The sequence below is a fragment of the Bartonella sp. HY038 genome, from assembly GCF_014117425.1.
Classification (GTDB): domain Bacteria; phylum Pseudomonadota; class Alphaproteobacteria; order Rhizobiales; family Rhizobiaceae; genus HY038.
The window spans coordinates 2,675,958-2,689,686 of the sequence record NZ_CP059725.1; the positions used below are offsets into that span (position 1 = coordinate 2,675,958).

12 protein-coding genes are annotated in these 13,729 nt (G+C 40.7%); 4 read left to right on the top strand and 8 right to left on the bottom strand.

What is annotated here, in order from left to right:
- The first annotated feature begins 14 nt into the window (after nt 1–14).
- From H3299_RS11565 to H3299_RS11575, 3 genes are all read left to right on the top strand, one after another.
- Nucleotides 15–1,196 carry an NAD(P)/FAD-dependent oxidoreductase gene (locus H3299_RS11565; protein WP_182417815.1) on the top strand — a complete coding sequence of 394 codons (1,182 nt, stop codon included), beginning with the start codon at nt 15–17 and terminating at the stop codon, nt 1,194–1,196.
- A 33-nt stretch (nt 1,197–1,229) separates the two neighbouring features.
- Entirely contained in the window at nt 1,230–1,697 is a 468-nt protein-coding gene (locus H3299_RS15830; protein ID WP_182417816.1) for a DUF2569 family protein, read from the top strand.
- 144 nt (nt 1,698–1,841) lie between these two features.
- The gene (locus H3299_RS11575) at nt 1,842–2,327 is read left to right on the top strand and encodes a hypothetical protein (RefSeq protein ID WP_182417817.1); all 486 of its coding nucleotides are present in this window, start codon (nt 1,842–1,844) and stop codon (nt 2,325–2,327) included.
- 30 nt (nt 2,328–2,357) lie between these two features.
- Here the strand turns inward: H3299_RS11575 and H3299_RS11580 are convergent, their stop codons facing one another.
- From H3299_RS11580 to H3299_RS11615, 8 genes are all read right to left on the bottom strand, one after another.
- Nucleotides 2,358–3,296 (bottom strand): phosphotransferase enzyme family protein, encoded by a 939-nt coding sequence (locus H3299_RS11580; protein WP_182417818.1) that lies wholly within the window; start codon nt 3,294–3,296, stop codon nt 2,358–2,360.
- 100 nt (nt 3,297–3,396) lie between these two features.
- Nucleotides 3,397–4,431: an alcohol dehydrogenase AdhP gene (gene adhP / locus H3299_RS11585; RefSeq protein ID WP_182417819.1), complete on the bottom strand. Its 1,035-nt coding sequence runs from the start codon at nt 4,429–4,431 to the stop codon at nt 3,397–3,399.
- Nucleotides 4,432–4,597: 166 nt separating this feature from the next.
- Nucleotides 4,598–5,710, bottom strand: coding sequence for an ABC transporter permease (locus tag H3299_RS11590; protein ID WP_182417820.1), 1,113 nt, complete (start codon nt 5,708–5,710; stop codon nt 4,598–4,600).
- A gap of 5 nt (nt 5,711–5,715) precedes the next feature.
- Nucleotides 5,716–8,547, bottom strand: coding sequence for a ribosome-associated ATPase/putative transporter RbbA (rbbA, locus tag H3299_RS11595; RefSeq protein ID WP_182417821.1), 2,832 nt, complete (start codon nt 8,545–8,547; stop codon nt 5,716–5,718).
- A gap of 160 nt (nt 8,548–8,707) precedes the next feature.
- On the bottom strand, nt 8,708–9,817 hold the full coding sequence (locus H3299_RS11600; RefSeq protein ID WP_182417822.1) for an HlyD family secretion protein: 1,110 nt from the start codon (nt 9,815–9,817) through the stop codon (nt 8,708–8,710).
- A gap of 293 nt (nt 9,818–10,110) precedes the next feature.
- A complete protein-coding gene (locus H3299_RS11605; protein ID WP_182417823.1) occupies nt 10,111–11,451 on the bottom strand; it encodes an ATP-binding protein in 1,341 nt (446 codons plus the stop codon).
- Nucleotides 11,452–11,463: 12 nt separating this feature from the next.
- Entirely contained in the window at nt 11,464–12,171 is a 708-nt protein-coding gene (locus H3299_RS11610; protein ID WP_182417824.1) for a response regulator, read from the bottom strand.
- Between the two features lie 244 nt (nt 12,172–12,415).
- Nucleotides 12,416–12,916 (bottom strand): MarR family winged helix-turn-helix transcriptional regulator, encoded by a 501-nt coding sequence (locus H3299_RS11615; protein WP_182417825.1) that lies wholly within the window; start codon nt 12,914–12,916, stop codon nt 12,416–12,418.
- Between the two features lie 109 nt (nt 12,917–13,025).
- On the opposite strand from H3299_RS11615, the gene H3299_RS11620 reads away from it, so the two are divergent.
- A complete protein-coding gene (locus H3299_RS11620) occupies nt 13,026–13,676 on the top strand; it encodes an MBL fold metallo-hydrolase (RefSeq protein WP_182417826.1) in 651 nt (216 codons plus the stop codon).
- The last annotated feature ends 53 nt before the right edge of the window (nt 13,677–13,729 follow it).

Sequence of the window (13,729 nt, forward strand, 5' to 3'; positions counted from 1 at the left end):
CTCGCGGGGAGAAAATGATGGATATCGCAATTGCTGGCATGGGTATGGGGGGGCTTTGTCTTGCATCTTTTTTACGCCAAGAAGGACACCGCGTCACCCTATTTGATCAGATGCAAAAGGCAGGGCCAGTTGGCTCTGGCTTTGTGCTACAACCAACGGGCCTTATTGTTCTTGATAAATTAGGGCTGCGCCAACGGGCGGAAGCACGCGGGCAACGCCTAGACCGCATGCTTGGTAAGCTAAGCAAGGATGATAAGGTTGTTTTAGACGTTGGCTATATCAAGGATGATTATGGTGTTGCGATTATTCGCTGGTCGCTTTTTGATCTTCTTTATGAGCATGCGGTTGAACTTGGTGCGCAAGTTGAAGTCCAACATCGGATAATTGGCGTTGATAACGGCCCCAAGCCACAATTTATTTTTGAAAATGGTACGAAAAGTGCGAATTTTGACCTGCTCATTGATGCTATGGGGGCACGCTCACCGCTGCGCGCCACAAAAGGCAAAGAGCTTGATTATGGTGCCGTTTGGGTGAACTTGCCCTGGCACGATAATATTGGTTTTGATCCAACTACCTTAGAGCAGCGCTATCACAAAGCCTCAACGATGATTGGCGTCTTGCCGCTTGGCAAGGGGCATTTAAAAGCGCAAGCGATGACGACTTTTTTCTGGTCGCTACGTCATCAAGACCATGCAAAGTGGCAAACAGACGGTATTGATGCATGGGTTGAAAAAATAGCTCACTTTTGGCCACAAACCATGCCCTTAATTGAAAATATGGCTGATTACCGCGACCAGATTGTTTATGCTAATTATCGTCACCATACCCATATATCGCCAGCAGAAGGTAACCTTGTTCGCCTTGGTGATGCGTGGCACGCCACCAGCCCACAACTTGGCCAAGGGGCGAATATGGCATTTTTAGATGCACTTGCTTTTATTGAGGCAGCAAAGCGCCATAGGGAACGCGCGGACATCATTGACGATTATGCTAAAAGACGGCGTATCCATATTTTATTTTATCAATTTTTAAGTTGTTGTTTAACGCCATTTTATCAATCGGATAATGCTATTTTACCGTTTTTGCGAGATTATCTCATTGCGCCAACACTGCGCCGCCGCGGCCTTGTTCATGCTATGGTCGCTTCAATGGTCACGGGACAATTCTTTAATCCAATCAAAATGGCGATGAAATAAAAAGTTAGTGAAGTTTAATTATTGTGAGACAAAATGGTGATTAATCGCTCAAATGCCCTTAAAAAAATTTGGCAAAGCTGGGAAAAATCTCCAATAGGTGGTTTTTTAATATTTGTCGCAATTTATATTATATATCTGGTTGTCATTAAATTTTTATTTTTTATTAATATTTTTACTCTCATAGAAAATGATTTTAATTGGCAAAATCTTTTAAAAAAATTACATCCATACTCAAATTTATTTGAAATAATATTGATGATATTTTTGATAAATGGAATGATAAAAGCAAAGCGATATTTTCCATATCTTTTTTGTATATTTGCACTTTTTAATATTTGCACAATTATCAGCTGGATCATTTTTTATCTCTACACTATTTACAATTCAAATACGCAATATATGATTGGTTCTATTATCTTTTATTCTCGAATAATTGTCCCATCCATTCTTATAATCTATATGCTTAAATCCAAACGCGTAAAAAATATTTTTATTCATTAAAGTGAACCTAATTTTTTTGACGACGTCACCTACTCTATTCTTATTTGGGAGATTGCCGTCAATGCCAAAGTCGGTTCAGTTTTTTTTGAAATGCAATAATATCAAAATTATTGTATAATTTGCCTATTAGGGGAGCAAATTAATTTGGAAAACACAACTTCGCCCATAATGGAAACGAAAACAGAGAACTGCGACAATCAACAACCTAACCGAGCAGTTTATCTGATTAGACTTTATTTTATTTATAGAATTATAAGCTTTTTATTATTTGCTGGAATAGCATTATTATTGTTATCACTCAGTGATTTTTCAAATGCGATATTTTCGTTTTTTTTATCCATATTATTTTCTATAATATTAGGCATGGGCGGCATTTTTTTAACTGCTATGTTTTTAATAAGTTTTTACAGTTATTTAAGAAGGCTTTATTGTTTTCCTATAATTTTTAGTTGTATGCTACTTTATGAAGTTCTCTCTTGTTTTAAGGTTGTTGGTTTTATATCCAACCAATCTCAGGATGAGTTTACCTTAACTATAAAAGCCGCAATTTGCGTGCATGTCTTAATTGATATCGCTCTTGGCCTATATATTTTCTATTCAAAAAACGCTAAACAGAGCTTTATTAATTGATTTTATAGCTTTTTTAAATAGATTTAGCTTTTAGAAAAAGTGTTTTAGTTTACCTTTCACCGTCCCAGATATAAGATTTTCCATACGTTTAGTATAATCATTTTCATTATGCTGCCCAAGCGTCAACAATAAAAACTTCAAGCACATGAGGAGCATAGCATGATAAAAAACAGGCGCTGTAATATGTTCTTTCAACAAAAAATCTCGTAACGGCATTATAAATGCTTGCAAGCAATCAAAATCGATCTGCTGCTTATTATTATAAGAAAATTCCATCGCTCCGGTCACAATATCAAAAAATGGCGACCCCAAATAACTATCACCAAAATCAATAATGCCGCAAAGATGATGGTCTTTGATAATGACATTACCATAATAAAAATCACCATGAACCAAGCCTTTGGTTAAGCACTGTAAATTTTGGTCAAAACGTCTTTCGCGCAAAATATCATTAATTTTGTCAATTAAAGACCGATCAAGACATGACTGCACTTTTTCATATTGCGCTTCATAGCGTTGATGAACATACGTAACTTCATCACGCGCAGTGGTATCACGGGTATAGCTAGTCGCGCATTTTAGAAAATTACCAAGCAATTTTCCAGCTTGTGCAGCAATAACTGGGTTGAGTTCATTTTGTTTAACGCTGCGCCCTTCAATGCAGATATAGCAAATTGCCAGAACATTCTTAAACTTGTAAATAACACTGCCACTTTCCCATTGAAGAAGTCTGGGAACAGGCAGACCTTTTGCACTGCAAAACTCTAAAGCATCAACCTCCTGCAATAGGCAGGGAAAATCATCTAAATTATAAAGACGCAAGCATAGCAGCTTTTCTTTAGTCTTGATAAAAAAGCAAGTGCTTGAATAGCCTTCATTTACTGGTTCGATTATATAAGGCGAATTAATTGGCAGCTGCGCAACGATGTCAGCCAATTGATGAGTATTGAAATTTTCTAGCTTGGCCAAAACAAAATATCCTTTTTGTTTTAAACACAAATAAGCCCCAACCATTGATAGTCAGGGCTTAAACATCATTTATAAACTATCTATAATTATCGTGATAATATCAGCTTGCCATATCAAGCACAACGCGGCCTGATATTTTACCCTTAATCATATCGTCAAAAATATTATTAATATTGGCAAGCTTATCAATCTTATTATGCGAATGCACCTTGCCACGAGCAGCGTAATCGAGTGATTCTTGCAAATCCAAGCGCGTACCAACGATGGAGCCACGCAGCGTAATACCATTAAGCACCATATTAAATACCGATACTGGAAACTCGCCGGCAGGCAAGCCGTTCATTGATAGCGTACCACCACGGCGCACCATACCAAGCGCTGAGGCGAAAGCACCTTCTGATGGTGCAGTAACAAGCATGCCATTAACACCGCCACTGGTGAGCTTTTTCAGCTCTCCTTGTGGGTCATTGCTACTCTTGGTGTTAATGACAATATCCGCGCCAAGTTCCTTAGCAAGGCTTAATTTATCATCATCAATATCAATAGCGGCAACATTCATACCCATGGCTTTAGCATATTGCACAGCCAGGTGACCAAGACCACCAATACCGGAAATACCCATCCATTCACCCGGCTTTGCGTCAGTTACTTTTAAGCCTTTATAAACTGTAACACCAGCACATAGAATTGGGGCAATATCAGTAAAGGCTACATTATCGGGCAAATGGCCAACATAATTAGGATCTGCCACCACATAATCAGCAAAGCCACCATTAATCGAATAGCCAGTATTTAATTGCTCTTCACAAAGGGTTTCCCAGCCACCAAGACAATGAACACAATGGCCGCAAGCGGTATAAAGCCATGGAATACCGACACGGTCGCCTTCCTTAACATGCTTAACACCGCGTCCAACTGCAGAAACAAAGCCAACACCTTCATGACCAGGAATAAACGGTGGATTGGGCTTAACTGGCCAATCACCATGGGCAGCATGAAGGTCGGTATGGCAAACACCACAAGCTTCAATTTTAACTTGGATCATGCCCTCTTTTGGCTCTGGTATCGGCACTTCATCAATGGTTAGGGGTTTACCAAATTCACGCACAACTGCGGCTTGCATTGTATGAGCCATATTAGCCTCCCTGACTATATGCATTTCAACAAGCCCGATTAGCAATAAGAGGCCGTTTAAATGCCTTGCTTTAAATGAGAAATTCTCATCAATATTATGGCATATATTGAAATGTTCACCAAGCGGATAATAGCCAATATATGGCATAATTGATTGAAATCAAACCCTATTTTAGATAGGCTCTAAAGCGGCGCAATGAAAACATAAACAGAATAATACCGATGATAAACAAGGCCAAGAAGTTACCCCAAACAACAGAAAAACCTGCACCGCGATAAAGAATGGATTGGCCAAGCATAATGAAATGGGTATTGGGTGCGGCAAGCATAATATCTTGAATGAATTGTGGCATGCTTTCACGCGGTGTCATACCGCCAGATAAAATTTGTAGCGGCAATAAAACCAGCATCAATAACAGACCGAATTGCGGCATAGAATTTGCCATTGTCGCAAGCGCAATGCCCATGCAAGTTGTGGCAAAAAGATGCAAAATCGCACCACATAAAAACAGTGGTATCGAGCCTTGAATTGGCACTTGCAACAGACCTTGCACGATAAAAATAAGTGAAAAGGCCGAACAGACAAAAACAATCAATCCCATTGACCAGATTTTGGAAACCATGATTTCGGTTGCAGTTACTGGCATCACCAAAAGATGCTCGATCGTGCCATGTTCGCGTTCGCGGATAAGCGCCGTGCCGGTCAAAATAATAGAAAGCATAGTGATATTGTTGATAACATTGATGAGTGAGCCAAACCATGACTTATTAAGTTCAGGGTTAAAACGCGCGCGCAAAGCAAGATCAACTTGTGATGAAGTATTGGTGCGATAACCGCTTTGAAATTCGCTCACCTCTGAATTAATGATTTGCTGGATATAGCCAGCACCCGTCAGTGCTTGGCTCATGCGGGTAGCATCAACATTAAGCTGAATTTGTGGAGAACGCCCTGCTTTTAAATCACGTTGGAAATTAGGCGGTATATCAAGAGCAAAAGTATCAAGCCCTTGGTCAAGACGCGCATCCATTTCATGAATATCAATCAAGGATGGCCTTGTAAAATAAGGCGGCAAAAACGCCGTTGTTATACGCGATGAAAGCGGCGAATTATCTTCATCAACAATCGATATAGGGGTTAGATTCAAGGTTTCAGGCGCGGCTTTTGATGCAACATAAATTGAACCAGTGAAAGCGTAAACAATCAGGATCAACAGCATTGGATCGCGTAAAATTCCGCGTATTTCTTTAATGCCAAGAGTGAAGATGTGTTTTAAATCCATAATCGTCACCGTGCCTGTTTTTTAGTTAAAAGTGTTGCAATGCCAATTAATATTGGAAAAGCTAAGGCGAGTGGCAAAAATGTTGAAGCAAGTTCTGTAAAGTTTAACCCTTTGGAAAAAGTACCACGCGATATAATAATGAAATAGGTGGTTGGATAAATTTTACCAATAAATGCTCCCATGCCCTCAAGCGATGATACTGGATCCGTTAAACCTGAAAATTGCACGGCCGGCAAAATAGTCAAAATTGATGTACCAAAAATTGCTGCAATCTGGCTATTCATAAAGGTCGATATTAAAAGCCCAAAGGCAGTGGCAAAACTTACATAAAATAGCGATGCCAACATAAATGCCGGTAAGCTACCCGTAAAATCGACACGGAAGACCAACACTGCCAATAGCCATAGTAAAACAGCATTGAGCATACCAAGCATGATATAAGGCAATTGCTTGCCTAGCAAAAACTCAAATGAGGTAACGGGCGTTACATAAAGATTAATAATCGAGCCCATTTCCTTTTCACGCACCACACTTAAAGCCGCCAACATTGCTGGAATAATCAGCAATAAAATTGGAATAACCGCCGGAACCATGGCTGGCAGGCTTTCAAGTGAAGCATTATAACGGAAACGTACTTGAATTTGGAAATCACCATTCGCGACTTCTTTGCCATATTGAACACGCGCTTGGTTTTGCAACCATAACATATGCATACCTTGCACATAACCGCGAACGGTTTCAGCCCTCGCTGGCATGGCACCATCAATCCACGCGCCCACCTCTACCGGCCGACCATGTTTAATATTTTCGGCAAAATTTGGTGGTATTTCAATTGCCAAGCTAATTTCACCTGATCGCATACGCTTATCAAGATCATCATAATCTTTAATGTCATCATGCTGGATAAAATAGCGCGATCCCGAAATTTGTTGGATATAATCGCGGCTTGTCTCGGTTTGGTTGCGGTCAAGAACGGCAAAACTTAAATTTTCAACATCCATATTAATGCCATAACCAATAACTAGCATCAAAATGACACTACCAACCAAAGCAAGTGTTGCTCGGATCGGATCGCGTTTTAACTCCAGCATTTCACGATTAGCATAGCTTAACAACCGCATAATATCAAAAAAGGCATGGGCGTTTTTATCTTTGCTTTTTGCAGCAGCCAAATTTGGATTGTCGCTTGTCTTAGTCGCTTCGCCCTCTGGAGCAGGTGCGGAAACGTCCTGTTTTTCACCAATGGCTTCTTCTAAATAGCTGATAAAGGCTTCTTCAAGATTTTGCGCATGCTTATTCGTGATAATCTTTTCAGGGGTGTCAGAAATTAAGACGCGCCCCGCATGCATTAAAGATATGCGATCGCACCGCGCTGCTTCATTCATAAAATGGGTGGTAATAAATATTGTTACATTTTCGTTGCGTGATAATTGTCCTAATGTTTCCCACAAGTCATCACGGGCAATTGGATCAAGACCGGATGTCGGTTCATCAAGAATAAGAATTTCTGGCTTATGCAGTAGCGCAACTGCCAAAGACATACGCTGGCGCACACCAAGGGGCAAAGCATCAGGCATAGATGACAAAACGTCGGCCAAATCAAAACGTTTCACCATTTCATCTATACGGGCGGCTCTACTATCTTTTGGTAATTCAAAAATCTCGGCATGAAGTTCTAAATTTTCTTGCACAGTTAATTCTGAATAAAGCGAAAAAGCTTGACTCATATAGCCAACATGCTGGCGGGTTGTCATATCATCAGCATCAATTTGCTTGCCAAATAATTTCGCAGTACCTGACGTTACTGGTAAAAGACCAGTTAGCATTTTCATGGTTGTACTTTTACCGCAACCATTAGAGCCTAAAAATCCAAAAATTTCACCTTTGTGAATACTAAAACTAACATGATCTACCGCGGTAAAATCACCAAATTTTTTGGTAAGATCAATTGCTTCAATCGCAACTTCATTATTTTGCTCATTTGCAACACGCGGCGGAATAACCACTTTAGTATAATTGGTTTTTTCCTCCTCGGGCATCAAAGCTATAAAGGCATCATCAAGATTATCTTTACCGGTTTTTGACAATAATTCCTGCGGAGTGCCAGTTGCAAGAATTTTGCCACCATCCATAGCAATTAGCCAATCAAAGCGGGCAGCCTCTTCCATATAGGCGGTGGCAACCACCACGCTCATATCCTTGGCATCTTTACGAATATCGTCAATAAGGTTCCAGAATTGTCGGCGCGACAAAGGATCAACGCCAGTTGTTGGTTCATCAAGTACCAGTAATTTAGGATCATGGATCAGCGAACAAACAAGCCCTAATTTTTGCTTCATACCGCCGGATAATTTACCAGCGGGACGATCTTCAAAACCATTTAGACCAGTGCGATAAAGAAGGTTCTTAATCCGCGCAGCACGTTCCTTTTTTTCCTGCCCAAAAAGCTTGGCAAAAAAATTAGCGTTTTCCTCAACCGATAATGTGGGATAAAGATTTTTACCAAGGCCCTGAGGCATATAAGCGATATCTGGACAAACACGCTCGCGATGACGCTTTTCACGCATATCGCCCTCTAACACTTCCACATCACCATCTTGAATAGCGCGCGCGCCGGTAATCAAAGATAAAAGGCTCGATTTACCAACGCCATCAGGACCGATAAAGCCAATCATTTTACCAGCTGGCAACTCTAAGGTAATATTATCAAGGGCAAGGGTCTTGCCATAGCGCAAAGTTACATCTTTTAACGAGACAACATTCTTGCCCGTGTTGGAAACAGAATTTGCCTCAACATTGGCCGCTATATTTTGCTTAGGATTACCATCATTGGCCATTACGATCAAAACTCCATCGCCATTTTCGGGGAAAGTAGCTCTTCATCAAAGTGCTACTTTATTGAGCCTTTACAGGGTATGAAATTCGCCTCAAATTCCCTGATTTTACTATTATTAAATGGCATAACCCTTTAAAGGAACCGCCATTAATAAAAGCAGCCTATTGTGGCTTTGTACCCTCTTTTGGTGGTAAATTTTCAATCTTGATTGATGATTGCAGATTATCTGGCCATGGTTTGCTATCATCAAGCTTTACATAAATAACCCCCGGCAAACCGGTTTTAACATCCTTAATATATTGCTCTAGCAAGGTACTTGGAATACGCGCACGCACGCGGAACATCAACTTAGCGCGTTCTTCTGAAGTCTCTACCGTTTTTGGCGTAAATTGTGCAACGTCGGACACAAAAGAAATATTAGTTGGGATGACATATTGCGGCAAAGCATCTAAAACCAGATGAGCTTCTTGACCAAGAGATAATTTACCAATCTGATCGGTTGGCAAGAAGAACGTCATATAGACATCGCTTAAATCAACAAGATTAAGCACGCGTCCGCCGGCAGCCACAACTTCTCCTGGTTGAGCAATGCGATATTGGATGCGGCCAGAGCGCGGTGCCTTCAATGCGCTATCATCAATATCTGATTGGATACGCTCAATGGTGGCTTTTGCAGCATCAACAGCTGCCTCAGCGCTCACCACATTAGCCTTAGCGGTTGAAACACCAGCCTTGGCTGAAGCCAATTGTGCATTTGCGGCGGCAAGGGCTGAAAGTGCACCCTCATAGGTTGCCTGATCATCATCCTTGGTTTGTTCAGAAACAGTGCCGCGTTCTTGCAAAGTATTAGAACGATTAAACCGCCTTTGGGCATTATCACGCTGAACTGTTGCTTGTGATACACGCGCTACATTGGCTTCTTCTTCAGCAGCAGCTTGTTCTACCTGCAATTTTGCAGTTTCGACATTAATTTCAGCTTGCTTCAATTGCGCTTGCGCTTGGCGCAATTGCGCATCAAGCGTTAATGTATCCATTTGAGCGACAACTTCGCCCTCATGAACAAAATCACCTTCACGCTTTTTAATGTCACTAATACGGCCTGATGATTTTGCCGCAATATCAACTTCAGTTGCTTCAATCCGACCATTAGCGACGGCTACATAATTGGGAAGACTATTGGATGATGGCAATAAATAACGCCAAGCAATAAAACCAACAACAATGACTAAGACAACCACCCAGCCCCATTTGCCTGCTTTTTGTAAAGCCATAATCCACATACTCCAATAATAACAAACAATAATTTAAAAATTGCAACGACAAAAGGTCATCATTATTATTAATGCGAATATTGATTATATTAGCTATAATGAATATTTAAACATTGCTTAAATATTCATTATCATTTTAAATAACCATACGCACATTTAAATAAAAGAATCACACCCATTAAGGTATTTGTTTACTATGCGCGTAAAAAAGACTTAATACAAATATTTTGAATTCAATTTTTACAAAAGACAAACGAATAGCTAGGTTGCAGCCATTTTAATCAGCCATCTAGCTAAATTGGCACTTCAATAATAACCCGCAAACCACCTTTTGGACTTTTATGCAATGTAACATCACCACCATGGCTACGGGCAATATCACGGGCAATAGAAAGACCAAGCCCTGTGCCGCTTGCGTCTTGATTGCGTGCTTCATCAAGACGGAAAAATGGTTTAAATACTTCCTCACGCATATTTTCAGGAATTCCTGGACCATCATCATCAACACAAAGCGTTAATTTATGATCGTCATGATGGATCACCACATCGACATTGCGTGCATAACGAAAGCCATTTGACACAAGATTGGCAACCAGTCTTGTAAAACCATTGGGGCGCACTTGAATTTCAGGATTGCCATGCATTTCATAAGTAAAACCACGTTCACGTAAAACGGCTTCTTCTTTCAGCTTCGCCATGACATTTTCAAGATTAAGAGTACCAACCTCTTCACTGCCTTCACCGCGTGCAAAAGCAAGATAGCCTTCAAGCATGTTTTGCATGTCATTCACATCATGCTCTAGCGGTTCAGTATCAATACCACCACCTGCTATGGCAAGTTGCAGTTTAAATCTGGTTAAAATGGTGCGTAAATCATGGCTGACACCAGATAGCATGGTCGTACGCTGCTCAATTTGCCGCTCAATACGCTCCCTCATGCGCAAAAAGGCAATACCCGCACGCATCACTTCTTCAGCGCCGCGCGGCGAAAATCCCTCTGGTAAGGGGCGACCTTTACCAAAACTATCTGCAGCTTCTGCCAATTGCTGGATCGGTTTAATTTGGCTACGTAAGAAATAAATAGCAATAATCAACAAAACAAGCGCAGTCACCACCATCCAACTAAGGAAAATACCGGTATTGGATGCATAGGTTTGGCTGCGGGTTGCAAATACCCGTAAAACTTTATCATCAAGACGAATACGAATTTCCACAAAATCTGAATCGCCAACTGTATCAATCCAGAATTGCCGATTAATCTGCTTGGTGATTTCCTCACTCAAAAAATAATCCAAAATTGCAAAAAATGGCTTTGGCCCGGGCGACGGTAGTGGATCAGGTGGCAGAATAGAAATATTCAAGCCCATTCTTTGTTGGGCAATGCGGATAATATTATTGTAATTATCATCCTGCGGATAGGTCTCAATCACATCAATAATGGCAGCAATATCATGAACAACTGCCATGGACAAACGCTCAGTTACCATTTGCCAATGCCGTTCCATAAAGACATAAGCTATCACTGATTGCAGCAAAACCATTGGTGCAATGATAATGATAAGAGAACGCGCATAAAGCCGTTTTGGCATGCGTGTGGCAATGAAACGGCTTAATTTAGTCCATGGTGCTTCCATTATATGCGCCTATTATTCAACCGCCAATTTATAGCCAATACCACGCACTGTTTGCAGCCAAACAGGATTTGCAGGGTCATTTTCTACCTTACGGCGTAAACGATTGATCTGCACATCAATGGTGCGCTCACCCACTTCACCTTCGCCGGCGGCCAATTCTTGGCGCGGAATAGTCTCACCAACGCGAGAGGCAAAAATTACCATAATTTCTTGCTCGCGATCGGTAAGATGGATAATCTCCCCCGCTTTTTTCAATTCACGCCGCGGAATTGAAAATGTATAGGGGCCAAAAACAATTTGCTCTATAGTTGGTTGGCTTGTTTGATTGCCTCGGCGTAAAATAGCATTGATACGCAATAATAATTCACGCGGATCAAAGGGCTTAGGTAAATAATCATCAGCACCTGCCTCAAGACCATCAATACGTGCATCCGTTTCTGCTAATGCAGTCAACATCAAAATTGGAACATCCTTAGTTTCACGCAAAGAACGTGTAAGTGAAATTCCAGTTTCCCCAGGCATCATCACGTCAACAATTAACAGATCAAAATCCAACCCTGCCAATTTTCGCCGCGCTTCATCTGCCAATGCAGCCATAGAAACACGAAAACCATTTTTCTGTAAAAACTGCGATAACAGACTGCGTATGCGTGTATCATCATCAACAACCAAAATATGGGGAGCATTATCGGCAATGCTGTAATCTTGCTTATCTGTCATCAACACATCCTACTTATGTGAATTTTAAAACCTAATTATTATAAAGCCCTTTTGGCGCAATCTGCATAAATATCGGTTAAATCATCTAGCAGACTCATATCTATTATAGGGCAATAAGCTTAAGCAAAGTAAAACACTTCATTCACTTTTCATATCAATTGCAAAATCTTGTTGAAGAAAAATAGGACAAAGAATGCTGCACCTTAAAATCACTATATGGCTAAGCAAAAGTTGCTTTTAACAATTATTCTTTTTCCCGCGCCAGATTTTCAATATAAGTTGGTTCACGCCGATCATTATCAAGCATGCCAGCTAAGAATTTGCGCACAATGCTTGAATCTTCAACGCCGGCTTGCTTTAATGCGCGTTCAATACGCTGCGATTGCGGTTCTGACAGGCGTAATGATAAATCCCGCCCTTTTTGCGTTGGATACAATTCCCTTTGCCGGCGATCTTTAACGCCTGCTTCTTGCAAAATATATTCATCGTCAATTAATTGCTTTAATACACGCCCAAGCGATTGCTTGGTGATGCCTAATACATCCAATAATTCAGCAACGGTAAGCCCAGGGCGACGACTAACAAAATATAAAACGCGGTGATGGGCACGCCCAAAACCTAATTCTAACAATAAACGGTCAGGATCTGCCGTAAAATCCTGATAGGCATAAAAGAGCAATTCTATAACCGCAATATGATCCGTTTCAGAAGCTTCGATGGCTTTTTTTACCGGCGATAGGGGCATGCAAAATCCATTTTGAATAAAACACAAAAATTTGCCATATCATAATGTATAAGAATATGGAATGATAGAATTATAGCATATAAAATAGACTAAAATAGGAATAAACGTCATGGGCATGCTAAAGGCACATATTATACCGGTTACAATAGCACAGCAAAATTGTACCATATTATTTGATGAAGATAGTAAAAAGGGTATTTTACTCGATCCAGGCGGTGACCTTCCTTATATTATGCAAGCTATTGAGCAAGAGGGCATCAAAATTGAGGCAATCTGGCTAACTCATGGTCATTTTGATCATGTTGGTGCGGCAATGGATGCAAAAGAAGCGCTCGGCGTTGAAATTATTGGCCCACAAAAAGATGATGAATTTTTACTTGGCATGGTGGAAGAAACTGCCAAGGCCTACAACATCACCGATAAAATGCGAAATTGCACCACCGATCGTTGGCTTGAAGAGGGAGATGAGCTTGATTGTGCCGGTCATAAATTTAAAGTGTATCATACGCCCGGCCATGCCCCTGGCCATGTCATTTTCTTTAATGAAGAATTGCGCTTTGCTCTGATGGGCGATGTTTTGTTTCATGGCTCAATCGGTCGAACTGATTTACCACGCGCGAACCACCAACAATTACTGGACACAATCAAAAACAAAGTCTTGCCCTTGGGCGATGATGTTGGATTTTTATGTGGTCATGGTCCAGGCAGCACAATCGGCACTGAAAAACGCAGCAATCCATTTGTTGCACCAATTGCGTAAAATTGTTCTTACATCAAAAAATTTTTTGATGTTTTATAATAAAAAACAGGCTT